Here is a 24530-nt window from a genome sequence, read left to right on the forward strand (position 1 = left end):
CCGGCGGAGCACCGATGGCGGCGCTCCCCCTCACTCGCCTCGCCCGGCCGGGGCATACCGGACATCGTGCAGCGTACGGCCCCGGCGGCCCTGACGGCCGACTCGGCCTGACGACCACCCCGGTGGTGAGAGATGGTGGAAAGAGGCGACAGACCCTCGGAGAGGTGAGTGTGGGCGCGGTACAACAGGGGGTGTCGGCGCCGGGGACGGCGGGCCGCGTGGACGGGCGAAGGCGGTGCGTGCGATGACAGCAGCCGGGGCTGCCTCGGCCGAGGGCCAGGAGCCGTTCGGCGGTCCGGTGGGGCCGAGCGGGCTGCTCGACGTGCTGGGCGTGGCCTCGGTGGTCCTGGACGCCCAGGGGCGCATCGTGCTGTGGAGCCCGCAGGCCGAGGAGCTCTTCGGCTACTCGGCGCAGGAGGCGCTGGGGCAGCTCGCCGGCCGGCTGATGGTGCACGAGGAGCACCTGGACCTGGTGATCAAGCTGTTCGCCGACGTCCTGCGGACCGGCCAGGGCTGGGCCGGCGCCTTCCCCGTGCGGCACAAGGACGGCAGCACCCGCCTGGTGGAGTTCCGGAACATGCGGCTGCTGGACGACCGCGGCGCCGTCTACGCGCTCGGGCTGGCCGCCGACCAGACGACCGTGCGCCGCCTGGAGCGGGACGTGGCGCTGTCGGCGCGGATCGTCTCCCAGTCCCCGATCGGGCTCGCGGTCCTGGACACCCAGCTGCGGTACGTCTCGGTCAACCCGGCCCTGGCGCGCATGGTGCACGTCCCGGCCGAGGCACACATCGGACGGACCATCCCCGAGATGCTCCCGCGGGTGGACACCGACGCGCTGCTGGAGGCCGCACAACGGGTGCTGGAGAGCGGCCACCCCCTCGTCGACGTCGTCGCGGTCGGCCGGACCTCGGCCGATCCGGAGGAGGACCACGCCTGGTCGGTCTCGCTGTACCGGCTGGAGGACGCCTTCGGCACGGTCCTGGGCGTGGCCCTGTCGAGCGTGGACATCACCGAGCAGTACCGGGCCGGCATCGAGGCGGAGGCGGCGCGCCGGCGGCTGGCCCTGATCGCCGACGCCTCGGCCCGGATCGGCACCACCCTCGACCTGGAGCGCACCGCCCGGGAGCTGGCCGACGTGGCCGTTCCCGAGCTGGCGGACGTGGTGGCCGTGGACCTGCTGGAGACGGTCGTCGGAGGCCGGCGCTGCAACCTGGGCCCCACCGAGTCGGCGGTGATCCGGGCCCTGGCCGTCCGGGCGGACCATGCCGTCGACGCCCTGGAGGCGGCCGACCCGCCGGGCCAGGTCGCCCGCTACGGCCCCGAGCGGCTGGTCACCCAGTGTGTGCGCACCGGACGCCCGGTGCTGGTCCGGCATGTGAAGGACGAGGACCTGGCGCGCATCGCCCGGTCCCCGGAGGCGGCCGTCCTGCTGGGCCGTGCGGGTGTGCACTCGTACCTCGCCGTGCCACTGACCGCGCGCGGAGAGGTGCTGGGCGCGCTGGACCTCAAACGCACCCGGACCCCCGAGCCGTTCAGCGAGGACGACGTCCTGCTCGCCCGGGAGCTGGCGGCCCGCGCGGCCGTGCAGATCGACAACGCCCGTTGGTACCAGAACGCCCGCGACACCGCCCTCACCCTCCAGCGCAGCCTGTTGCCCCGCCACCCCTCCGTGACGGGCGGGCTGGAGGTGGCCTCCCGCTACCAGCCCGCGGGCGCCACGACCGAGGTGGGCGGTGACTGGTTCGACGTGATCCCGCTGGAGGGAGACAAGACGGCGCTGGTCGTCGGGGACGTCATGGGCAGCGGCATCAGCGCCGCGGCCACGATGGGCCGGCTGCGCACCGCCACCAAGGCCCTGGCCTCGCTGGACCTGGATCCGGCGCGGCTGCTGGAGCACCTGGACCGGATCACCGACGGCCTCGACCAGTCCATCGCCACCTGCCTGTACGCCGTCCACGACCCGCATCTGCGGCAGTGCCGGATCGCCAACGCCGGGCACCTGCCCCCGGCCCGGGTCCGTCCGGGCCGTCCCCCGGAACTGCTCGACCTGCCCACGGGGGTGCCGCTGGGCGTGGGCGGGGTGGCGTTCTCCACCACCACCGTCGGCCTGGAGCCGGGCGACCAGTTGGTGCTGTACACCGACGGCCTTGTGGAGACCCGGCGGCAGGCGCTGGACGAGCGCCTGGAGTCGCTGCTGACGCTGCTCGGCGAACCGGGACGCCCCCTGGAGGACCTCTGCGACATGCTGCTGCGCACGCTGCACCAGCCGGACAACCACGACGACGTGGCCCTGTTGGTGGCCCGCGCGCAGGCGCTCAAGCCGCCGAACGCCCCGACCGCCTGACGTCGGAACCGGGCGTTCGGGACGGCCCCGGGCGGGCCTTGGTGCCGATGACCACGTTCGCGTACAGCTCCCGCGAGACGGCCAGGCGCGGGGTCAGGCCGGCCCTGGTGAAGGCCTCCACGACGGACGGGGCCTGCCGTTCGCTCGTCTCGACGAGGAGGCAACCGCCGGGGGCGAGCCAGGCGGGGGCTTCGGCGGTGACGCGGCGCAGCACGTCGAGGCCGTCGGCGCCGCCGTCCAGCGCGACCGGCGGTTCATGGTCGCGGGCCTCGGGCGGCAGGAGCCCCACCTCGGCGGTGGGGACGTAGGGCACGTTGGCGGCAAGGACGTCCACCCGGCCGCGCAGCCCGGCCGGCAGCGCCTCGAACAGGTCGCCGAGGTGGACCCGGCCCCCGAGCGGGACGAGGTTGCGCCGGGCGCAGCGCACCGCCGCGGGGTCGATGTCGGCGGCGTGCAGTTCGGCCGGGCCGAGCGTCGCGGCCAGCGCCGCTCCGACCGCGCCGGACCCGCAGCACAGGTCCACGACGACGCGGGCGTCCGGGGCCTCGGAGACGGCCTGCTCGACCAGGAACTCGGTACGGCGCCGGGGTACGAAGACACCGGGTTCCACGAGCACGCGCAGTCCGTGGAACTCGGCCCAGCCCAGAACCTGTTCGAGCGGCAGCCCGGACGCGCGCCGGTCCACCAGGGCGGTGAGTTCGCCGGGTGTACGGGCGGCCGCGAGGATCAGCTCCGCCTCCTCCTCGGCGAACACACAGCCGGCCGTGCGCAGCGCGGTGACGACCTCGACACGCGACCTCGGCGGGAAGGAGCCGTCGGTGGAAGGCGAGGACGGTGCTCCGGGTGCGGGAGAAACCGCGGGGAAAAAAGAAGAGCGACGTGGTGTGGGACGTTCGGGCATGAGGAGCCGGGACCTTTCGGGAGCCGAAGGGCGCTCCTGCGGTCACCTATCGGCGGTGACCCGCACGGTCGTGCGGAGAGAGCACCCGAGCTGACACAGCGACGATGGGTCTCACCTCCTCGCCTCCCACGGTCCGGACCGTCCGGGACCGCTGGTCACCCTACCCCAACGCACGGACCCCGACGGTCCCTTCGGTCGGCGTCGGCGACGGCCGGCTGCCGTCGGCCACATGGCCAGTTGTACTATGCAACCAGAGCGAGCGGGAGGTGTTCGGTGACAGCGGCCGAGGGCGGGAGCGAGGGCCGGCGGGCCGTGGAGACGATCCAGCGCGAGATGACGATCTTCGCGCGCCGGGCCCGGGCCTCGGCGGGGCGCATGCACCCCGAGTTGTCGCTGGTGTCCTACACGCTGCTCGGGCACCTGGAGGAGCGGGACGGCTGCCGCGCCACCGACCTGGCGGCGCACTACGCGCTGGACAAGTCCACGGTCAGCCGGCAGGTGAACGCTCTGGAACGCAGTGGCCTCATCGAGCGGCGCCTGGACCCCGAGGACCACCGGGTGCAGGTGCTGCATCTGACGGCACGCGGCCGGGAGATCCTCGCCCAGGTCACGGAGAGCCGCCGGGCGGCCTTCCGGGAGCGGCTCGCGGACTGGCCGGAAGAGGACCTTCAGCGGTTCGCGGCGTATCTGGCCCGCTACAACGCGTGGCAGCCGGCGCCGGCCGCACCGGTCCAGGAGCGCCCTGGTCAGGGCCGGTCCGGGACCGCTCCGGCGGACCCGTACGGTGGAGCACCATGAACGTCACCCGAGGATTCACCGGGCGTCCCCGCGTCGCGAACCCCGGACTGCCGCCCGGGCAGTACGACGCCGGCGACGACTGGCCCGTGCTGTCCGCCGAGGTCACGCCCGCCATCGCGCCGGCGGACTGGACGTTCCGCGTCGACGGCCTGGTCGCCGAGCCCCGCGCCTGGGACTGGGAGCAGGCACGGCGGCTGCCGGTGTCCGCGTACGAGGGCGACATCCACTGTGTGACCGGCTGGTCGAAGTTCGGGGTGCGGTTCGAGGGCGTGTCGCTGGACGTCTTCCTCGACGCGGTGCGGCCCGCCGCCGGCGCCACGCACGCCGTGGCCTACTCGCACACCGGATACACCACCGACCTCCCGCTCGCGGACCTGCGGGGCGGACGCGCCTGGATCGCCTTCGACCACGACGGCGCACCGCTGCCCGCCGAGCACGGCGGCCCGGCCCGGCTGCTGGTGCCGCACCTGTACTTCTGGAAGAGCGCCAAGTGGATCGCGGGTCTGCGCCTCCTCGACCACGACGAGCCGGGTTTCTGGGAGCAGCACGGCTACCACACCCGCGGCAACCCCTGGGAGGAGCAGCGGTACTCCGGTGACTGAGACCTTCGCGCCCCCGACCCGGTTCGCCGTGCCCGCCCGGATCGCCGTGAGCGACCCGGCGGCCGCCCGCTGGCGGACCGCCACCCTCACCGCGATCCGGCGGGAGACCCCGCGCACCGCGACCTTCCGCCTGGCCGTCCCGGCGTGGCCTGGGCACCTGCCCGGGCAGCATCTGATGCTGCGGCTGACCGCACCCGACGGCTACGTGGCCCAGCGCCACTACTCGATCGCCTCGGCACCCGACGACTCCGGGCACATCGAACTGACCCTGGACCATGTGGAGGGCGGCGAGGTCTCCGGCTGGTTCCACACCGTGGCCCGCCCCGGCGACCGGGTGGCGGTGCGCGGCCCGCTGAGCGGCTTCTTCGCCTGGCCCGGCGACCGGCCGGCGCTGCTGCTCGGCGCGGGCTCCGGGGTCGTACCGCTGATGTCGATGGTGCGGTACCACCGGGCGCGGCGGCTGACCGTGCCGCTGCGGCTGCTGGTGTCCGCGCGCACTCCCGAAGAGCTCGTGTACGCCCGGGAGTTCGGCCCGGAGACCACGCCGGTGTTCACGCGCCGCGCGCCCGAGGGCGGGCCGGTGGGCCGGCTCTCGGCCGCGCATCTGGCGCCACTGGTGGCCCAGCCGCCCGCGGACGGCTGGGAGGCGTACGTGTGCGGGTCCAACGGCTTCGCGGAGCACGCCTCACGCCTGCTCGTCGCCGCGGGCGTGCCCGTGGACCGGATCCGGATCGAGCGCTTCGGCTGACGCGGCCGGGCGCCACGGCTCGCGCACCCGGCCCCGGCGCGACGGTCGTGCGCAGGTCGTCCGGCCGCCCGCCCGGGCACCGAGCGCGCCGGGCGTCCGGCCCGGCGCACGACACCGGTCCGCGGGATCGTTCCGACCAGCGACGATCGCCTCGCATACGGCGTCGACCGCGGCTGGTCACCGCGCCGGCGGGGGCTGGCGAGCCGCCCGGCCACCGCCGTACCGTGTGATCACCTATCGGTATCTTCTGCGCGCGAAGGCGGTTGTTGATGGCCCTGTTCGACCTTCCTCTCGACGAACTCCGTGAGTACCGCAGCAAGTCCGTCGAGCCGAAGGACTTCGACGCCTTCTGGTCCAAGACCCTCCAGGAGGCCCGCGAGCACGATCTGGACACGCGCTTCGACCTGGTCGACACCGGACTGACCACGGTCAAGGTGTACGACGTCACCTTCGCCGGCTTCGGCGGCCACCCGGTCAAGGGCTGGCTGACGCTGCCCGCCCAGGTCGACGGGCCGCTGCCGCTCGTCGTGGAGTTCGTCGGTTACGGCGGCGGGCGCGGGCTCCCGCACCAGCACCTGCTGTGGGCGTCGTCGGGCCGGGCGCACTTCGTGATGGACACGCGGGGGCAGGGCAGCACCTGGGGCGGCGGGGGCGACACCGCCGATCCGGTGGGCGGCGCACCGGCGTACCCCGGCTTCATGACGCGCGGCATCGACGCGCCGGAGAACTACTACTACCGCCGGGTGTTCACCGACGCGGTGCGCGCGATCGAGGCGGCGCGCTCGCACCCGCTGACCGACGCGGCCCGGACCGTGGCGATCGGCGGGAGCCAGGGGGGCGGCATCACGATCGCGGTGGGCGGTCTGGTGCCGGATCTGACCGCGATCGCTCCGGACGTGCCGTTCCTGTGCGACTATCCGCGCGCGGCGACGCTGACCGACCGGCACCCGTACCGGGAGATCGGCCTGTACCTCAAGACCCACCGCGGGCGCACCGAGGAGGCGCTGCGCACCCTGTCGTACTTCGACGGCGTCCACTTCGCCGCCCGGGGCCGGGCGCCCGCGCTCTTCTCGGCGGCGCTGGAGGACCAGACCTGCCCGCCGTCGACGGTTTTCGCCGCGTTCAACGCCTGGGCGCACGAGGACAAGGGCATCGAGGTGTACGACTTCAACGACCACGAGGGCGGCGGCCCCTACCAGGAGGCGGCCAAGCTGCGCTGGCTGCGCTCCTACGCCTGAGCCGGGCGCCGGGCCCGGTCGGTGCGGGTCACCGCGGCCCGGTCCGGGGTGGATCACGGACGGATTTCGGCCGAACCGCCCGGCCGTACTTCCGAGCTGGTTTAGACCAGTGGTAGATGTGGTGGCGCAATGAGCCCGAACGGCTACGGTACGTCATCAACAGGAGGCGGGGCATGGCCCGCACCACCCCTCGGAACCATCCGGCGACGGAAGGAGCGACCGAGGAACGGCCGCTGTACTGGAAAGTCGCCGGCGAGCTGCTCGCAGAGCTGCGTGACGGCACCGTCCCGCCCGGTGAACGACTGCCGGGCGAGCGGCAGTTGGCCGCGCATTTCAAGGTCAGCCGGGAGACCGTGCGGCAGGCGCTGGAGGTGCTGCGCCGCGACGGTCTGATCGCCACGGACCGCCGGGGCAGCCATGCCACACTGACCGGACTGCCGGTCGAGGCGCCCTCCTCACTGGCCTTCCCGGTCGGGGTCCGCGCCGCCGACCCCGACGCCTTCGACCGGGCCACCGTCACCTGGGAGGCGCCTCCCACGGAGCACGCCGCGGCGCTCGGTCTCGCCCCGCGGCGGCCGACCCTGGTGCACCGTTACCGGTCCGCGGCGGCCGACGGCACCGGGCTGCGCACGGCCGTGACCTCCTTCTCCGCCGTGGCCCTCGCCGAGGTCGAGGAGCTCGCCCGCTACCGCGACCGCGCCGACGGCGCGTGCGCCGCACAACTGCGGCGGACCTACGACTGGATGCGCCGGGCGGGCCTGACCCTGCATCACCGCGACTCGATCAGCCGGCTCGGGGACGGCCTCTCCGTGCGGGTGACCCGGCGCGTGCACGACCAGTACGACCGCCCGCTGGAGATCACCGACCTGATCGTGGACGCCCGGCAGGACGCCCTCGTCTACGAGTTCACCCTGCCGGCCGCGGTCTGACGCACCGTCCCCCGCCCGGCCGCCCGCCCGTCAGGAGTCCGCCGGGGCCGGCCTGCGGGCCGCGATCAGCCGGGCCCGCGGACTGCCGTCCGCGCGGTGGCCGAACCCGGGCAGCGCGTACAGCTCGACCTGGAAGCCCGTACGCTCCAGCTCCCGCCACACCCGCCCGAACCGCAGAGCGCGGTAGTACATGACGAACCGCGGCCGCCACACGGCGTTGCGCACCCGCATCAGCGCGTCGAAGCCGAGCAGCATCCAGAAGCCGGCCGAGCGCGGCCGGGGCGGGGCCAGGACGGGGAACGCGAACAGGCCGCCGGGCCGCAGTGCGGCGTGGACCCCGCCGAAGAGTCCGGGCAGTTCGGCGGGGAGGAAATGGCCGAACGCGCCGAAGCTCACGACGAGGTCGAAGCCGGAGGCGAAGGGCAGGGCACGGGCGTCCGCGCGGACCAGGCGGGCCCGGGGACCGGCGTCCGGGAGCCGTTGCCGGGCGACGGCGAGCATCCCGGCGCTGAAGTCCGCGCCGGTGACCGACCTCCGGCACACGCGGGCCAGTACGCCGAGACCGGCGCCCGTGCCGCAGCACAGATCGAGTCCGTCGTCGTAGGGCCCGGTCCGGTCCAGTACCGCGCCCACGGCGTCCAGCACCTCGTCCGGGGTCCGGAACGGCGTGCGGTCGAACTTCGGCGCGAGCAGGTCATAGCCCCGCTCGACGGAGGACAGCGCCTGCACGGCGAGCTCACGGAGCGTGGGGCCTTCGGGGCTGAACATCCGCGTCAGCTTAGACCGTCCCGGCCGCCGCACGCTCGGTACGGTGCGCGGACGGAGCCGTGGAGCCACGGAACCTGGCCGTGGTACAGTGCAATGAGCACGCGTGCACGCCCCACTTGAGGGCGCCGGTGCGAGTCTCCTCTCCTCGAGCCCTTCGGCTCTTTCGAACCCTTCGGCCGAACCGAACACCGCTCGAGATCGCCTGTCCAGCGTGTCGGCCTGCTGTCGCCACCCGCGCGGTCGTGAGGGTCCCGGGTTCGCGGGTCCCGCGTACCCGAAGTGGTGTTCTCGCGCCGCCGCGGCCCCTGCCCGGGCAGTCTCCGCCCCGCGGCTTCTCCCCTCCCGGCGCGCCTGATTCCCCCGTTCGTTTTCCCTCGCCTGTTCTCCAGCGCTCGTTCTCCCGCGCTTGTTCTCCCGGACGCCTGACGTGTCGTCCGCCGTGAAAGGACCACACCACCCATGACCCTCACCCTCGAACACTCTCCCGTGGAGCGTCGGCCGTCGCCGGCCGGCCCGTCACCGGTGTCCTGGACATCGACGCGGGCGGGAAGGGCAGGCTGCGCGGGCCGGACTGCCTGTCCTCCCCGGCCGACCCCCAGGTCCCCGCCGCCCTCGTCCGCCGCCACGGACTGCGCAGGGGCGACCTGGTCGACGCCCTGCTCGGTGACCGGCACGCCGTCACCGGCATCGTGTGTGTGGGTGGACGCGCCCCCGACGCAACGGCCGGCCGGCGCCGCTTCGCCGACCTGACTCCGCTGCACCCACGCGAGCGGCTGCGCCTGGAACACCCGGCCTCCGGTCTCACCGGGCGCGTGACGGACCTGGTCGCACCCGTGGGCAAGGGCCAGCGCGGACTCGTCGTGGCGCCGCCCAGGACCGGGAAGACCGTGCTGATCCAGCAGATCGCGGCCGCCGTCGCCGGGAACCATCCCGAGTGCCGGCTCATGGTGGTGCTGCTGGACGAGCGCCCCGAGGAGGTCACCGACATGCGGCGCTCCGTGCGCGGCGAGGTCTACGCCTCCACGTTCGACCGCACGGCCGGGGAGCACATCGCGCTGGCCGAACTCGTCGTGGAGCGGGCGAAACGGCTGGTGGAGGCCGGCGAGGACGTCGTCGTGCTCCTCGACTCCCTGACCCGGCTGTGCCGGGCCCACAACAACGCGGCCGCCGCGGGGGGCCGCACCCTCAGCGGCGGTGTCGACGCCGCCGCGCTGCACGGCCCCAAGCGGCTGTTCGGGGCGGCACGCCTGGCCGAGGAGGGCGGTTCGCTCACCATGCTCGCCACGGCGCTGGTGGAGACCGGCTCCCGCGCCGACGACCTCTTCTTCGAGGAGCTGAAGAGCACCGGCAACATGGAGCTCAGGCTCAGCCGTGAGCTCGCCTCCCGCCGCCTCTTCCCGGCCGTCGACATCCAGTCCTCCGGCTCCCGCCGCGAGGAACTCCTCCTCTCCCCCGCCGAGTTGACGACGACCCGAGGACTGCGCCGGGTGCTGCGCGACCGCGACGGGCGGACCGGTCTGGAGACCCTGCTGGAGCGGCTGCGCGAGACGCCCGACAACGCCGCGTTCCTGCGCCGCGTCCAGCCCACGCTGCCGAGCGACCAGCAGCGCCCGGGGCGACCCGAACGGCCGTGAGTGCTGGGACATCCGGGTGCCGGTGGTCCCCGTTCGGCCCTCGGCAAGGTCTCGTCCTCGCCGGTTCGTTCCTAGCTTTGCGATATGACGATCGGTCTTTCTTCTCGAGCGACCCTGTCGGCCTGCGCACTGTGCGCCACGGGCATGCTGCTGCTGGCCCCCTCGGTGACGGCGGTGGGCGGGTCCGGGGCGGACCCGGGCGCCCAGGGGCAGCCGAAGGTGACGATGCCCCAGCCGGCCCTGCTGGCTCGCCAAGGCACACATGTCCGGCCCCGCGCCGGAGCGCCCGAGACGCCGGACGTCTCCGCGATGTCCTGGCTGGTCGCCGACGCCGGCACCGGTGAGGTGCTCGCCGCGCACAACGCACACGTGAAACTGCCGCCCGCCAGCACCCTCAAGACCCTGTTCGCGCTGACCGTGCTGCCCGCCGTTCCCGGCGACGTCCGGCACACCGTCAGCCACAAGGAACTGATGGGGATCGGCGAGGGCAGCAGCCTGGTAGGCGTCGTCGAGGGCAACAGCTACAAGGTGGCCGACCTGTGGCGCGGGGTGTTCCTCAACTCCGGCAACGACGCCGTGCATGTGCTCGCCGCGCTGAACGGCGGCTGGGAGCACACGGCCCGGCAGATGCAGGCCAACGCCCGCACGCTGGGCGCCCTGGACACCCGGGTCGTCTCCCCCGACGGCTACGACGCCGACGGGCAGGTGTCCTCGGCGTACGACCTGGCGGTGTTCGGGCGGGCCGGGCTGCGCAACCCGGACTTCGCGCGCTACTGCTCCACGGCGGCGGCCGCCTTCCCCGGCACCGACGGCACGACGTACCGGATCGCCAACACCAACCGGCTGCTGACCGGCGCCAGCGGTGTGAAGCCCTACCCCGGTCTGATCGGCATCAAGAACGGCTACACCAGCAACGCCGGAAACACCCTCGTCGCCGCGGCCCACCGCAACGGGCGCACCGTCCTCGTGACCGTGATGCACCCGCAGAAGGGGGGCGGGCTCCAGGTGTACGAGGAGGCGCGCGCGCTGCTCGACTGGGGATTCGACGCCTCCGGGCACGTCGATCCGGTGGGTTCGCTGGACGCGCTGCGCCCGGTGGCCCACACGGCACAGGGGGCACCCCCGGACGGCACGCGGCGCGTGACCGCGTCGGAGCCCGCCGCGACCTTGGACTGGCCCATGACGGGCGTGGTCGCGGGCGGGGCCGGCCTGGCCGCGGCCACGCTGGTGGTCGCCCTGCGGCGCAGAGCCAAGCCGACCGCCCGTGACTGAGCCGGCTCAGAACACCGACAGTCCGGTGAGCGTGGTGAAGCGGTCCAGGGCCGCGACGCCCGCCACCGAGTTGCCCCGCTCGTCGAGACCGGGACTCCACACGCACAGCGCGCACCGGCCCGGTACGACGGCGATGATGCCGCCGCCCACTCCGCTCTTGCCGGGCAGCCCGACCCGGTAGGCGAACTCGCCCGCCGCGTCGTACGTCCCGCAGGTCAGCATGATCGCGTTGACCTGTTTGGCCTGGCTGCTGCTGAGCAGCCGGGTGCCGTCGGCCCGGACGCCGTGCCGGGCCAGGAAGGTGGCCGCCAGGGCCAGGTCGGCGCAGGACGCCGCGATCGAGCACTGCCGGAAGTACTGGTCGAGCAGGACCGGCACGGGATTGTCGATGTTGCCGTAGGACACCATCAAATGGGCGAGGGCGGCGTTGCGGTCGCCGTGCGCGGACTCGGAGGCGGCGACCTCCTCGTCGAAGTCGAGGTCCGGGTTGCCGCTCTCGGCACGCAGCAGAGCGAGCAGTTCGCCGGCCGCGTCCCCGGTGCGGGTCTGGAGGCGGTCGGTGACGACCAGGGCACCCGCGTTGATGAACGGGTTGCGCGGGATGCCGTTCTCGTACTCCAGTTGCACCAGCGAGTTGAACGGGGTGCCCGACGGCTCGCGCCCCACGTGTTCCCACAGCTCGTCACCCTCGCGGGTCAGGTCGAGGGCGAGGGTGAACACCTTCGTGATGGACTGCACGGAGAACGGCTCCCGCCAGTCCCCGACCCCGTACACCGTGCCGTCCAGCTCGGCGACCGCCATGCCGAAGGCGCGCGGGTCGCGAGCCGCGAGCGCCGGGATGTAGTCGGCGGGGCGCCCGCGGCCGGGCGTGCGCCCGACCTCCTCGGCGATGCGCTCCAGGACCGCCAGGAAGGCAGGGGCAGGGAACGACGGAGGAACGGCCATGATCGCTATTGTGCCCGCGGCCCGCTTCCGGCGCGCGGTCACGGGCTCGGAGCAGGGGTGCGCCGCGTCCCGCCAGACCCTCCGGCCGCGTCGGGTCCGCCGGCCGGGCGGCCGGCGACAGGCCGCCCTCCCGGACCGGTTCCGCGGGAGTGCGGGTGTGGTCAGGCGCAGGCCGGCTCCGTCAGCGGCTCCAGGGCGCGGACCGGGCGGACCCGGCCGACCGGGACGCCGCCGCCCAGCAGCGGCTCGCCCGCGAACTCGGTGAGCAGCTCCGCGTCGACGCCGGCCCGGACGAGAGCCGCCGCGGCGACCGGGATCCGGGCCCGGTTCGCCCCGTCGGCGATCTTCACGGCGACGGCCCTGCCGTCCGGCAGCGCGGCGACCTGGACGCCCTCGAAACCGTCCTTGGCGAGCAGTCCGGGCACGGCCCGCATCAGCGCGGCCACGTCCCGGCCCGAGCCGGAGGCCATCTCGGCGTGCTCCCGCATCGCGTCGGCCACGCGGGCCTCGGGAGTGCCGGGGGCCGCGGTGGTGACCCGGGCGAGGGCGCGGGCCAGGCCGTGCAGGGAGACGGCGAACAGGGGCGCGCCGCAGCCGTCGACCGTGACCTGTGCGATCCGCTGGCCGGTGAGGTCCTCCACGGTCGCGGCGACAGCCTGCTGGAGGGGGTGGGCCGGGTCCAGGTAGTCGTGCAGGGACCAGCCGTTGAGCGTGCAGGTGTAGAGCATGGCGGCGTGTTTGCCGGAGCAGTTCTGGGCGAGCCGGGAGGGCTTTCGCCCCTGGCGCACCCACGTGTCCCGTACGGCCGGGTCGAAGGGCAGGTCGGGGACGTTGCGCAGGTCGTCCTCGGACAGCCCGGCCAGTTCGAGGATCCGCCGGGTGCCGGCCAGATGGCGTTCCTCGCCGGAGTGGCTGGCGGCGGCGAGCGAGAGCAGGGCACCCTCCAGCGGGAGGCCGGCCCGCACCATGGCCACGGCCTGGACGGGCTTGATCGCCGAGCGTGGGTAGAAGGCCGCCTCGATGTCGCCGAGCCGGAAGTCGGCCCGGCCGTCGGCACCGAGGACGACGACGGAGCCGTAGTGGACGCCTTCGGTCACGCCGCCGCGGACGAGGTGGGCGACGGGGGCGTGGAGGGGGTCGCGGACGAGGGGTGCCGCCGCGGGCGAAATGCTGTACATCACTGCCTGCATCACTGGTGGGTGGGTGTCGTGGGCCTGCACGGGGTCACGTGCCGGGCCCTGCCGGGGTGGGGTCGGCGGGTCTGCTCACGCCTGGTTCCCGCCGTCGGCGCTCCGGTCTCGGCGCGCGGTGCGCACGATGTCGGTGAGGGTGGTCTCGACGCGGTCGAGGTGGTGGGACATCGCGGCCACCGCGTCCTGTTCGCTGCCGCCGGCGAGGGCCTCGACGATGGCGCGGTGCTCCCGGTTGGACTGCTCGCGCCGGCCGCCGAGCTCGTTCAGGAAGGCCGACTGGCGGGCCAGCGCGTCCCGGATCTCCTCGATGACCCGGCGGAACACCGGGTTCCGGGCGGCCTGCGCGACGGACAGGTGAAAGAGGGTGTCCAGCGCCACCCACGCGGTGGTGTCGGTCTCCTGCTCCATCCGCTCCAGCAGGTGGACCAGGTGGTCGAGGTCCTCGGGAGTGCGGCGCCGCGCCGCGTAGCCGGCGACCGGGATCTCGATGTGCCGGCGCACCTCCAGCAGGTCGCTGGCCGCGTAGTCACCGAAGGTGGGGTCCTCCACCGCGCCGGCGACGACGAAGGTGCCCTTGCCGGTCCTGGAGACGGTCAGACCCATGGTCTGCAGCGCCCGCAGCGCCTCGCGCAGGACCGGCCGGGAGACCGTCAGGGTGCGGCACAGCTCCGCCTCGGAGGGGAGCTTGTCCCCGACGGCGTACTCACCGCGCTCGATGGCGCCCCGCAGATGGGTGAGCACCGCTTCCATGGCGCTGACGCGTCGCGGCACCGGCCCACCTGTCTGGCTGTCTGACAGGTTCACGCGCCGATCGTGCGGGTGCCGGGCGCTTCCTGTCAAGCGAAGCGAAAAGCCCGCGTTCACTCCGCTCTCGTGCCTGAAAGCGAGCATCCGGCCGCTGATTCTGTCTTTTGGCGCTCTTCCCGGCCGCACGCGCTTCCGTCACCATGGACGGCATGGCGGAGACGATGACACCGGCTGAGACCCTGCGGTCGGACCTGATCGACCTGACGGACGTACCCCTGGCCGAATTAGGAAAGGTGCCCTTGCAGCCGGCCGCGCTGGCCGGCCTGCTGGGCGGGCTGGGGGCCTCCCCCGCTCCCCTGTGCGAGGGCAGGATGGCCGCCCTGTGCGGGATCACTCCCTGGCCGTCCACCGGTGCGCCGCATGACAGTTGAGCGCGCCTGAAAGGTTTCGGCTGCCGCTGTCGACCCTCACCGCGGTCGCCACGGGGCGGGTCGGTGACGCCGACCTCGCCCTGCTGCGATCGTCCCAGCGCAGCCGGCTCCTGCTCGCCCTGGCCGCGATCCTCGCCCACCGCGAGGAACCCGCGAAGGCACCGCGGCGCGACGCCGAGGGTCCGACGCGGCCGGCCGCGGCCTGGGACGTGCTCGTCCACGTCCAGCGCCACGACCCCTCGGCCGTCGAGGCCGTCCTGGAGGATCCCTGTGTCGGCTCATGGGCGTTTCCGCTGCTGCGCAGGCTCCGCCACGGCGCGGCGGCGGCCGGCACCCGGGTGCCGCCCTGGGCGGAGGCGTCGCTGTTCGCCGCGCTGGCGGGTGCGGCCGCCGTCCGGGCCGGGGTGCGTGCCACCGTCCGGATCCCGGCCCATCACGGACGGGTGTGGCTTCCGTCGCTGGGTGTGACCGACTCGGTGGGCCGTGGGCCGTGGGCGGTGGCGACGCTCGAACACGGTCCCCATGGCACGGTCGTCTTCGGCGGTCAGGGGTCCGTGCGGCTGCCGGACGATTGGGCACGCCCCGCCGACGGCTGGCATCCGCTGCCCCGCCCCGGCGGCTCCGGTGGACCGTACGGCGAAGGATCCGTCACGCTCGACCATCTCAGTCCGTTCCGCGACTTCCGCTCGCTGACCGACCCGGTCGCGCTGTCGCCGCGGACGCTGGAGCGCTGGCACGAGCTGCTCGCCGGCGGTGAGGCGCTGCTGCGCCGGGACCAGCCCGAGGCGCATCGCCTGGTGGCCGGCGCCCTGCGCACCATCGTGCCCGTGGACGGCCCGAGCACGCTCCAGCCGGTCAGTGCGACGGTCCCCGACGCGCACGGCGCGGTCACGATGTCCCTGCCGCTGGACGCGGCGGCCATGGCGGCGATCCTCGTCCACGAGGCCCGCCACCAGCTCCTGAGCGCCCTCGCCGACCTCACCCCGCTGTTCGCCCCCGTCCACGAGGGCCCCGAACCCACCTACTTCGCTCCCTGGCGGGCCGATGCCCGGCCGCTGCGCGGACTGCTGTTCGGCGCCCACGCCTTCACCGGTGTGATGTCGTTCTGGCTGACACAGCGCACCGCCGACCAGGACCGCGCGGAGTTCGAGTCGGCTCTGCACCACCGGCAGGTGCGGACGGCCCTCGCCCAGTTGCGGAACGCCGCCGGGCAGCTGACGCGCGCGGGCGGGCTCGTCGTCGAGGGGATCGCCGCGTCCTTCCACCGGCACGGCCCGCTGGAGCCCGTCACGACGCCGCCACGCCGGCTGGCCGAACTCGCCTACGACGACGAGCAGGCGGCATGGCGGGTGGCGCACCTCGCGGTGGACCCCGAGGAGGCCACAGCCCTGGCCCGCCGGCTGCTGGCGGGCCGACAGCCGCCCGCGCACCTGCCCCCGGCCCGGATGCGCCCGGCGGCGAGCCATGCCGCGCACCCCTCCGGCGGTCAGGCGCCCCGCACCTGGCTGGCTCGCCTGCGATGCACCGACGGTCGGGCATTCGCCGCCGCGCGGCGGGAACTGGGGCAGCCGCACGCTTCCCCGGCCGCCGTCAAGGACGCAACCCTCGGGGATGCCCTGCTGGTGGCCGACGACACGGACGCGGCCCTGGACTGGTTCCGTCGCCGGCCCGCCTCGGTCCAGGCATGGATCGGGGTGGGTCTGGCCCACCAGGAGGCCTCCTCCCGGCTGCTGCGGCAGCGCCCCGAACTGGTGCTGGCCCTGCACCACGCACTCCGGGACCTGGGCGCGAACCCGCCGGCCGCCGAGGAGCTGGCCGCCTGGCTGGACTCGCGCCCCACGCCCGCGGGCTCAGACGCTCAGGGCGTCGATGTCGCAGTTGGCCCGGATGCCGTTGGCCGCGTCCCGGGTGGCCTGGTGATCGACACCCAGCACGCGGCGGAATGAGGCGAGGGCCTTCTCGTACTGCTCCTTGGCCTCCACGGTCTGGCCCAGACCCTTGAGGTCGTAGGACAGATTGAGCCGGACGGCCAGCGTCGACGGGTGGTCCTCGCCGCGGGACTCGACGCTCTGCCGCAGCAGTTCCACGTCGATGTCGTGGGCCCGGCGCACCTCGCCCAGCGCGAAGTAGTCGCTGGCCAGGTTCGTCCGGGCGAGGATCGTGCGCGGATGCCCTTCGCTCAGCACCCGGCTGAGCCCGCTCACCGCCTCCTCGTCCAGCGCGCATGACTCCTCGATCTGCCCGAGCAGCCGCAGGGTGACCGCCAGGTTCGTGGCGGTGGCGTAGGTGTGCGGGTGTTCCGCGCCCAGCTGTTCGCGGGTGTGCGTCATGGTCTGCCGCCCGAGCGCCGCCGCTCCGGCCAGATCACCGGTCTGTCGCAGGTCGGTGGCATGGTTGAGCGCCGCACGGGCCGTGTCGAGCGACCTCTCGCCCCGGGTGCGCCGCAGCACCTCCAGGACCTTGGACGACAGTTCCAGGGCACCATGGTGGTCCCCGGCCTTGCGACGGGTGACGGACAGCTCACGGGTCACCCACACCGTCAGCGAGTACTCGTCGCCGAACATCTGCACGGCCCGCTCCCGCAGCGCCTCCTGACCCTCCAGAGCCGCCTGGAACCGGCCCAGCTCCTGCATGTCGATGTAGAGCTGGTGGAGGGTGTTGAGGGTCAGCAGATGGTCGTCGCCGAGGACCTCCACCCGCCGCTGGTAGGTGTCCTCGTCCAGGCGCAGCGCCTGTTGCAGGTCCCCTGCCAGGCGCAGGCTCACGCCGTAGTTGTGCGCGACCTCCAGCGTTCCCGGATCGTCGGGGCCGAGTTCCCGCAGTGTCGTCTCGTAGGCCTGCTGGTCCAGTTCGCGAGCCCGGTAGAAGTCCCCGCGGGTGCGCAGCACGAGCGCGAGGAAACTGAGGGCACGCTGGGTGGCCTCATGGCTCTCGCCCAGCACGCGACGGCAGCGTTCGACCAGTTCCGACTGGACCTCGTAGGCCTCCCGGTAGCGGCCGAGCCAGCGCAGGGCCTCGGCACGCACCTGGTCGACGGAGATCACGTGCTCGTGATCGTCGCCCAGCAGGCTCCGCCAGCGCCCGGCCGCTTCCTCCGCGGCTTCCAGCGCCGGCTCGTAGTCGCTGCGGGCGAGCAGGAAGCGGGCCTCGTTGAGCACGAGTTCGCGGACCCAGCCCTCCTGGCACTCGACCATGCCGGAGGCCCGGACGTGCGGCAGCAGGGCGGAGTAGCGGGGCCAGGTGCTGGATCGCTGCGGGTTGCGGGGGTCGGAGTGGGCGAGGATCTCGTGTGCGCAGTGGCGCATCTCGGCCCGCTCGTGGCTGTTCATCTGCTCGATGAGGACGCGCTGCACCAGACGGTGGACCTGGATGGTCGACTTGCGGTGGTCGATGCGGGCCAGAGCGTAGCGCCCGATCTCCCGTACCGCCCTGGCCAGCTTGATCGGGTCGTCCAGGGCGGAGCGCAGCGCCTCGGGGGCCGCGACGCCGCGTACGGCGGAGAAGAAGTCCCAGTCGATCGGCTCGGGTGCGAAGAACGCGCAGACCTGGAGCAGCTGAAGAGCGGCCGGGTGGTCCTCGCGCAGCCGGTCCAGGGAGACGTTCCAGGCGGCGGCGACCGGAAGGTCGTAGTCGGCGGGCGGGTCCACCTGGAGGAGTTCCGCGTACTTGGTCTCGAAGAGATCGAGATACTGGTGGACCGGCATTCCTGTCTCCGCCAGCCACACCGCGGCCTGCTCCACGGCCAGGGGCAGGTCGCCGAGCGAGTCGGCGAGTCTGTCGGCAGCGTCATCAGGAATCTCCGGACTGCGTCGTTTGATGAGCGCGACGCTTTCCTCACGTGCAAACACATCGACCTCTAGGGAATTGGCCAAGCTCGACCACTGGGCATTACGGGACGTCACCAGCACTCGTCCGGGCCCGTCGTTGGGGAAGAACTGCCTGACCTCGTGCGGGTTCTCCGCGTTGTCGAAGACCAGGAGCCAGTTGGAGTAGGGTTCTCCGACCCGCAGGGCCTCCAAGACAGCCGGTACGGCGCTTCGGTCGGCGCCGGCCCGCAGGTCCATCTGTTCCCCGAGTTCGATGAGGGACTGCACGATCAGGTTGGTCTGTTCGGCTGGAATCCACCAGATGAGCCGATAATCGCGACTACGGCGGTACACGTGTTCGATGGCGATCTGGGACTTCCCGACGCCCCCCATACCGTGCAGGGCCTCGGGAAGAACGGCCGTCGTCCCCTCGCTCAGACGCCTGTTCAATTGCTCCAGAAGTTCTTCGCGTCCGGTGAAATTGCGGTTCCGTTGCGGAACACTCCCCCACAATCGCGGCGGCGCATCCGTACGAGCGACGGTCGGGACGGGCTGCGACGCGGTGGACACGGAACCTCCTGGTGCTTCGTGCGACGGGACGGACTCCTGCTCGGGTGAGACAGGAGGCGGCGAGTGCTCGCCAACCGTAGTAGATACCTCACCCTGTGTCACACCGGCTGGTGCGGAGGGGTTCTCGGGTTCGCTCAGCAGACGCCTCAGACGTCCGGCGCGGGCCAGATACGGCCCGGCCAGGGCGGACAGCGCCGAGTGCAGGGGGCGCACGAAAGGGCGGGTGCGCGCGGTGACCGGCGGGTCCGCGGCATTCGGGCGCCATTCGACGAGCCGTTCCCCGCCCGCGATCGTGGTGGCGAGACGCGGCCCGAGATGCGAGGCCACCTGGCGCAGCACGCCCATCGTCTCGGCCCGGGAGCCGAGGCCCAGCAGCTCCTCACGGACGCCTTCGTCGAAGTCGTAGGAGACCTGCCGGTCGTCCTCGGCGTCGACGTGCTGATCGGTTCGGTGCAGCAGGCCGAACAACACGATCTCGGCGAGGTTCCACGCCTCGGCACCCGGCAGAGACCTCTGGATCAGGCGCATGACCGGCAGGTTGAGGGGGGCAGCGGCCAGCCGGCGCGCCAGGGCCACCGCGGTCGGCGATGCCTTGGCCATGAAGTTCCGGACCGTGTCCCGTGCGCGCGTCGCCGGGACCTCCGACCAGGGCAGTGCCTCCTGCCGGAGCACTCCCAGGTCTCCTCGCGGACTGGTGAGGAGCACAGCGGCCTCGTGCCGGCGGCCGGACGCCGCCACCATCCGCGCCCAGCGCCCGAGCGACCCCGGCGACAGCTCCAGCACGGGGACCGGCACGGCCTGCTCGGCGTGGGCCGCCGCTCGCGTGCCGAGGCCCAGGCCCGGGCCAGTGGTGCCCAGGACGCGCAGCAGCCGGTTCGGGGCGGCGACCGCGACCGTGTCCAGTTCCGCCCTCATCGCGGTCGGCAGGGTGAACTCCCAGACCTCCTGCGGCATCAGGCTGAGCACGGCGGTCGGGGACGTGCGGGCGGCCGAGCTCAGGAACGCCGCCGCGTTGCCGTTGCGCCAGGCCTGCGCGAAGCCGTCCGTCACCACCAGCACGACGTCGTCGGGCCCGCTGTCGACAGCGGGCGCCCGGCGCGGATGGCGGCGCACCACGGAGCCGGCGGCAGCCACGTCCACCGAGGTCACGGTGATGTGCCGGAACGCCGCCGTCTGTTCCAGCACTCCGCGCAACTGGCGGATGGTGCTGGTCCACAGCTCCATCGAGGGCGAGCCGTCGATCAGCAGGACGAGGCCCAGCCGGCGCTCCTCGGGCTGCCGGCAGACCGGCAGCCACAGTCCGTCCGCGGCGATCCGGTCCGCGGTTGCCTCCTCGTCCAGCTCCCACGCGTCCGGTTCCGGGCGACGCAGCCGCAGGGGCCGTAACGCACGGGCCAGGGCCAGTCCGCCACGCGGCAGGGGCACGGCAGGGGCGGGCACCGGCTCGAGCGGCCCGTGGTCGCCCGGCTCGGCCTGTCTCGGCGGCGGCCCGTCCCCACCGCCCTCGGTCTCGCCCGTCGGATCGCCGCCACGCAGTCGGAGCGCCCGCTCGACCACCTCGGTGCCCGTACCATTCAGCGCGGCGCCGTCATGTCCGGTTCCGGAGCCCCCCGGGTCCGTCCCGTTCCGCTCGGCGTCCGTCGGCATCGGGTCCGGCCGTTCCGGTTCGGGGGCGGGTGCTGCGGTTCCGGTCCCGTTGACACGCTGCGTCCGGCGACCACCTGGGGAGCGGCGGCCGGTCCGCGGGGGTGACCAGCCACGGTAGGGTGCGGCCGCGTCCTGGCAGGCCGCCAGGTACACCGCGTCCCGGACGTCCAGCCAGGAGACGCCGCTCACCGGTGGTTCGTCGGCCGAGTGGGTCATTCCGGCCTCACCGGCGGTGCCGTCCCGTCGAGCCGGTGCCAGATCGCCTCGGTGAGGCCCAGCAGTCCTTCGTCGTCCCCGGACGGGCGTGAGGCGGCCAGGTAGAAGGAGTTCAGCAGCTGGTCGATGGACAGTCCCCCGCGCTCCCGGCTGCGCCTGAGGAAGTCGGCGATCAGGGTGCCCGCCCGCTCTTCGGCCAGTTCGTCGCCGAAGTGGGCGGCGGCCATGGCCGCGAGGTCCTCGTCGCCCGGCTCGGGCATCTGAAGCAGCAGGCACCGGCGCAGGAACGCGGGAGGGAACTCCCGTTCGCTGTTCGAGGTCATCACGACGATCGGAAAGGCGCGGCACGTGACCACGCCCGAGGCGATGTCCGCCTCCCCGTCCGGATCGTCCGTCTGCACCCGGACGACGGGGCTGCGCCGCCGGGCGCGGCGCAGCTCGGGAATGGTGAACGTGCCGTCCTCGAACACGCTCAACAGGTCGTTCGCCAGATCGAGGTCGCTCTTGTCCAGTTCGTCGATCAACAGGACGCGCGGCTCCGCGTGGGGCAGCAGAGCCGTGCCGAGCGGACCGAGCTGGACGTAGTCGCCGATGTCCGGCGGGGACGTCCGCGCCTCCTCGCCCCCGGACGTGTCACCGGCTGCGGCGCGCAACGCGGCGGTGTCCTGGATCCTGCCGATCGCGTCGTACTCGTACAGCCCGCGCTGGAGGGTGGTCCTGCTGGTGATGTGCCACCGCAGCACCCTCCCCAGCCGTAACTCCCGGCTGATCCGGTAGGCGAGGCTCGACTTGCCGGTGCCCGGCCGCCCGCTGACCAGCAGCGGACGCCGCAACAGCAGGGCGGCGTTGACCAGGTCGGCCTCCGTGCGCGCGGCGCGCGGCGCGTATCCGGCGGGCTGGTGGCCACCCAGTCGGCGGACGTTCTCCTCCTCGTCGTCCGGCGGCGGGCCCACCACGGGACCTCCGTCGAACGCCCGCCAGGGCGGGGGCGGCGGGAGCAGTTCGCCCAGCGTCGTGTCGTGCAGCGGCTCACCGCTGCCGCGGTAGATCCACCAGCGCGGCCGCCCCGAGGCGCCGGCCTGCGGCCGGAACCCCTGATGCGGCAGGGAGGTGTCGTCAGGTGGCGTCACCGGCCCTCCTCCACGACCGTGGGCGCGGCCTCCTGGCTGCTGCGCGCGGGCACGACCGGCAGACGGTCGGGGTCGTCCCACAGCAGAGCCACATGACGGCCGACAACAGCGTTCTCCTCAGGATCGCGGTCCGCGGCGGTAATCCGCAACGCCTTGACCACGCCCGGCAATCCTCGCAGATCATGGCGCGCGAGCAGATCGCGCAACTGAGTGCGAAAGGCGGTGTCCGCGGGCCCCCTGCGATCCCAGAGCACCACGGGTACCCCTGCCCGCAACGCCTCTCCGAGCTCATCCGTGCGTCCATGCGCCCCGGCGGCCCTCCGTGCGCTCCCGGGAGCCGAGCTCAGGACCACCACGGCCGGGGGCGGATCGGACAGCAGGTGGGCTCTGCCGTCCTCCGGGAACCAGTGGACACGTCCGGCGTTGCCCTCGCTGAAGACCCGCCATCTGCTCCCCCAGCGGCCGTGCAGGTCGCGCCGATCGTGACGGTCCAGACTGCGCAGAACGACGTGATGTTCCTCCCCCAACACCCCACCCACTCCTTGGAAAGCCGTCTTGCGCCATCGTTCCACGCGCAGGTCCAGCAAAGCACGCGGAAGGACGAACTCGACCGCGATGTCCGTCTTCAGATATCCCCAGTCGCTCTCTGCGCGATGGATCAGTTCGCGCACGGCGCTCTCGGCATGTCCCAGGGCGATGCGGCGGTCCGTGCCCCGCTGCTGGTGCCCGGGCTGCACCCGCCACCAGTAGGAGAGCAGGACGTCCGTCGGCCGTTCGGCGTCCAGCAGCGGCCGTAATCGGATGACCAGGTAGCTCGTGGGGCTCCACACATCCGTCCGGCGTGACTCGGAAGTCTTCCTGGCCGGCTCGTCACGTATCTCGGGTTCCGGCGGGCCGAAGTCGTGCGCGTCCGCCCAGTCGGCGAGCGCGAGGTGCTGCCCGCCGTCCGCGGCCAGGGCCAGCTGCCGCAGCACCTGGAAGCAGGGAAGGCTCTCCCCCGGGCGGGCGTTGAGCGTCGCGGCGTGCAGAAAGACGGACCAGGGTTCGGTGCAGTGCGCCGGCGGGAGCGAACGCCCCCTGCCGTGCAGGAAGTCCGCGTACCAGCGCCGCAGGTCGGGCACGCGCACGCCGTCGAGCAACAGGAGGACCTCGTTCCACTCCTCGGCGGTGAACAGCTCGACCTCCCAGGCCGCGTACGCCGCCTTCAACCGCTGGATCACCGTCGTGTTGCCCTCGCGCACCTCGAGATGACGCACCAGCGGAGCCAGTCTCTCCGGCCCCTCGCACATCTCCTCCATCAGCTGCACGAGCACCGCTCGGCGGCCGCTCGGCACGGTGCTGTCCACGGCGGCCCGACTGCGCGGGCCGAACCGGCGGATGACCTGGCCCAAGGCCGTGGGGTCCAGCATCGAGCAGGCGTCCTCGACCACGTCCACCAGGTATCTGGGCAGCTCGCGCGGCTCGTCCCCGACCAGCTCCTGCGTTTCAGTCATCCGGGCCCCCCGCGGCCGGCCGTGACGCACAGCAGATCCGGTCCAGCACGGCCGCGGCCTGCTCGGCGGACCGGGAGTCCGCGCCCAGGGCCAGTACGGCGGCCCGCAGTGCGGCACAACCGCCGCGGTGGTCCACACAGCTCTGGACGAGTCCTTGCAGGTTCTGGCGGGGCCAGGGATGGTCCGGGGCCGCGCGCCGGACGGGAGCCGGCAGCTGTGCCCGCAGCAGTCGGCCGCCGTCGTGCCCGATCTGCGGCACGTCCAGCAGGGCGTCGGCAAGTTCGTACTGCTCCTCGACGGAGGGCGGATCGCAGGCCCGGGCGGGGGCGGCGGGGACGGCGGCCGCCAGCGGCGGCCACAGCCTGGTGACCGCCTCCACGGGCAGCATCCAGGCGACCTTCGCCGTGCGGTCGGTGAGGGCCGCGGTGACGATTCCGACCAGACGCCGGTCGGCCGGGTCCCAGACCCCCGCCCCGCTGAAGCCCCTCTCGACCGGTGCGCCGGTCATGTGCAGGCCGTCGAGCTGCACCCAGTCCGGGCAGGCCCCGCCCCGGCCGGCCGGGCGCGCCGTCGCGACGAGTCCGGCCGGCGCGCCCCGGGGATAACCCACGATCGCGACCCGTCGGCCGTCCGCGGGGCTGTGCGCGGCCACCGGCAGCGGGGCCGCGCCCCGCGGAAGCCGGTGCCCGCCCTCGTGGAGCGCGAGAACGGCCAGATCACCCCGGTCGGTCAGTAACGCCCCCGGAGCAGGGCTGTCGAGCGGCGGGGGTGGTGACCAGGCCTCCGTAAGGACGTCCGCACGTGCCGACCATCCGCGACCGGGAAGGTCGACGACCAGGTGCCCGGCGTCCTGCCGCGCTTCCGGACGTGCCCCGTCGTCCAGCCCGAGGGCCGCCGTCACCACATGCGCGCAGGTCAGTACGCACAGCCCGGCACCGGCCGGTGCGACCAGCGCCCCGGCGCCCCAGACGGCGCCGTCCTCGGACAGTATCCGGACTTGCCCTCCCTCTGGCCCCACAGTGATCGTCTCCCCCATACGTCACGCATGTGCCCGAACCCGTTCCCTCAGTGTAAGAGGGCGTTCCTCTTCGGTTTTCGGTTGTGCGCCGGAGGATTCC

The 24530-nt window shown here is 73.3% G+C and carries 18 protein-coding genes and 1 pseudogene; 10 read left to right on the forward strand and 9 right to left on the reverse strand.

What is annotated here, in order from left to right; all coding sequences use genetic code 11:
- The first annotated feature begins 244 nt into the window (after positions 1 to 244).
- Positions 245 to 2344 carry a SpoIIE family protein phosphatase gene (locus ACWDUZ_RS04460; RefSeq protein WP_451630283.1) on the forward strand — a complete coding sequence of 700 codons (2100 nt, stop codon included), beginning with the start codon at positions 245 to 247 and terminating at the stop codon, positions 2342 to 2344.
- Here ACWDUZ_RS04460 and ACWDUZ_RS04465 read toward each other — a convergent pair.
- On the reverse strand, positions 2316 to 3245 hold the full coding sequence (locus ACWDUZ_RS04465) for a putative protein N(5)-glutamine methyltransferase (RefSeq protein ID WP_451630284.1): 930 nt from the start codon (positions 3243 to 3245) through the stop codon (positions 2316 to 2318). The two genes, ACWDUZ_RS04460 and ACWDUZ_RS04465, sit on opposite strands and share 29 nt — an antisense overlap.
- Positions 3246 to 3578: 333 nt before the next feature.
- Here ACWDUZ_RS04465 and ACWDUZ_RS04470 point away from each other — a divergent pair, with 333 nt between their 5' ends.
- From ACWDUZ_RS04470 to ACWDUZ_RS04490, 5 genes are all read left to right on the forward strand, one after another.
- Positions 3579 to 4043: a MarR family winged helix-turn-helix transcriptional regulator gene (locus ACWDUZ_RS04470; RefSeq protein ID WP_451630471.1), complete on the forward strand. Its 465-nt coding sequence runs from the start codon at positions 3579 to 3581 to the stop codon at positions 4041 to 4043.
- Positions 4040 to 4645, forward strand: coding sequence for a sulfite oxidase-like oxidoreductase (locus ACWDUZ_RS04475; RefSeq protein ID WP_451630285.1), 606 nt, complete (start codon positions 4040 to 4042; stop codon positions 4643 to 4645). The genes ACWDUZ_RS04470 and ACWDUZ_RS04475 overlap by 4 nt, the downstream gene beginning before the upstream one ends.
- Positions 4638 to 5393: a ferredoxin reductase gene (locus tag ACWDUZ_RS04480; protein WP_451630286.1), complete on the forward strand. Its 756-nt coding sequence runs from the start codon at positions 4638 to 4640 to the stop codon at positions 5391 to 5393. The genes ACWDUZ_RS04475 and ACWDUZ_RS04480 overlap by 8 nt, the downstream gene beginning before the upstream one ends.
- 269 nt (positions 5394 to 5662) lie before the next feature.
- Positions 5663 to 6631, forward strand: a complete 969-nt coding sequence (locus tag ACWDUZ_RS04485; protein ID WP_451630287.1) for an acetylxylan esterase — start codon at positions 5663 to 5665, stop codon at positions 6629 to 6631.
- A 173-nt stretch (positions 6632 to 6804) separates the two neighbouring features.
- Positions 6805 to 7560, forward strand: a complete 756-nt coding sequence (locus tag ACWDUZ_RS04490; RefSeq protein ID WP_451630288.1) for a GntR family transcriptional regulator — start codon at positions 6805 to 6807, stop codon at positions 7558 to 7560.
- A 30-nt stretch (positions 7561 to 7590) separates the two neighbouring features.
- Here the strand turns inward: ACWDUZ_RS04490 and ACWDUZ_RS04495 are convergent, their stop codons facing one another.
- The gene (locus ACWDUZ_RS04495) at positions 7591 to 8328 is read right to left on the reverse strand and encodes a class I SAM-dependent methyltransferase (protein WP_451630289.1); all 738 of its coding nucleotides are present in this window, start codon (positions 8326 to 8328) and stop codon (positions 7591 to 7593) included.
- 459 nt (positions 8329 to 8787) lie between these two features.
- On the opposite strand from ACWDUZ_RS04495, the pseudogene rho reads away from it, so the two are divergent.
- Both rho and ACWDUZ_RS04505 read left to right on the forward strand, forming a co-directional pair.
- Positions 8788 to 9962 (forward strand): annotated as a pseudogene (gene rho / locus ACWDUZ_RS04500) (transcription termination factor Rho).
- Positions 9963 to 10046: 84 nt separating this feature from the next.
- Positions 10047 to 11234: a D-alanyl-D-alanine carboxypeptidase family protein gene (locus tag ACWDUZ_RS04505; protein WP_451630290.1), complete on the forward strand. Its 1188-nt coding sequence runs from the start codon at positions 10047 to 10049 to the stop codon at positions 11232 to 11234.
- A 6-nt stretch (positions 11235 to 11240) separates the two neighbouring features.
- On the opposite strand, the gene ACWDUZ_RS04510 is transcribed toward ACWDUZ_RS04505, so the two are convergent.
- The 3 genes from ACWDUZ_RS04510 to ACWDUZ_RS04520 form a co-directional block, all read right to left on the reverse strand.
- Entirely contained in the window at positions 11241 to 12179 is a 939-nt protein-coding gene (locus tag ACWDUZ_RS04510; protein WP_451630291.1) for a glutaminase, read from the reverse strand.
- Between the two features lie 161 nt (positions 12180 to 12340).
- Positions 12341 to 13357 carry an asparaginase gene (locus ACWDUZ_RS04515; protein ID WP_451630292.1) on the reverse strand — a complete coding sequence of 339 codons (1017 nt, stop codon included), beginning with the start codon at positions 13355 to 13357 and terminating at the stop codon, positions 12341 to 12343.
- Between the two features lie 87 nt (positions 13358 to 13444).
- Entirely contained in the window at positions 13445 to 14176 is a 732-nt protein-coding gene (locus ACWDUZ_RS04520; RefSeq protein WP_451630293.1) for a FadR/GntR family transcriptional regulator, read from the reverse strand.
- A gap of 152 nt (positions 14177 to 14328) precedes the next feature.
- Here ACWDUZ_RS04520 and ACWDUZ_RS04525 point away from each other — a divergent pair, with 152 nt between their 5' ends.
- Together ACWDUZ_RS04525 and ACWDUZ_RS04530 are read left to right on the forward strand one after the other, a co-directional pair.
- A complete protein-coding gene (locus ACWDUZ_RS04525; RefSeq protein WP_451630294.1) occupies positions 14329 to 14550 on the forward strand; it encodes a hypothetical protein in 222 nt (73 codons plus the stop codon).
- Positions 14547 to 16496, forward strand: coding sequence for an aKG-HExxH-type peptide beta-hydroxylase (locus ACWDUZ_RS04530; RefSeq protein WP_451630295.1), 1950 nt, complete (start codon positions 14547 to 14549; stop codon positions 16494 to 16496). Before ACWDUZ_RS04525 ends, ACWDUZ_RS04530 begins: the two co-directional genes overlap by 4 nt.
- Here the strand turns inward: ACWDUZ_RS04530 and fxsT are convergent.
- Genes fxsT through ACWDUZ_RS04550 form a run of 4 tightly spaced genes read right to left on the reverse strand, consistent with a single transcriptional unit; the run spans position 16401 to position 24430 of the window.
- Positions 16401 to 20789, reverse strand: a complete 4389-nt coding sequence (gene fxsT / locus ACWDUZ_RS04535) for an FxSxx-COOH system tetratricopeptide repeat protein (RefSeq protein ID WP_451630296.1) — start codon at positions 20787 to 20789, stop codon at positions 16401 to 16403. The genes ACWDUZ_RS04530 and fxsT overlap by 96 nt on opposite strands.
- A complete protein-coding gene (locus tag ACWDUZ_RS04540; RefSeq protein ID WP_451630297.1) occupies positions 20786 to 21919 on the reverse strand; it encodes an AAA family ATPase in 1134 nt (377 codons plus the stop codon). The genes fxsT and ACWDUZ_RS04540 overlap by 4 nt, the downstream gene beginning before the upstream one ends.
- Positions 21916 to 23412 (reverse strand): VMAP-C domain-containing protein, encoded by a 1497-nt coding sequence (locus ACWDUZ_RS04545; RefSeq protein WP_451630298.1) that lies wholly within the window; start codon positions 23410 to 23412, stop codon positions 21916 to 21918. Before ACWDUZ_RS04545 ends, ACWDUZ_RS04540 begins: the two co-directional genes overlap by 4 nt.
- Positions 23405 to 24430, reverse strand: coding sequence for a trypsin-like peptidase domain-containing protein (locus ACWDUZ_RS04550; RefSeq protein ID WP_451630299.1), 1026 nt, complete (start codon positions 24428 to 24430; stop codon positions 23405 to 23407). The genes ACWDUZ_RS04545 and ACWDUZ_RS04550 overlap by 8 nt, the downstream gene beginning before the upstream one ends.
- Positions 24431 to 24530: the final 100 nt, after the last annotated feature.

The organism is Streptomyces sp. NPDC003393 (genome assembly GCF_053589015.1).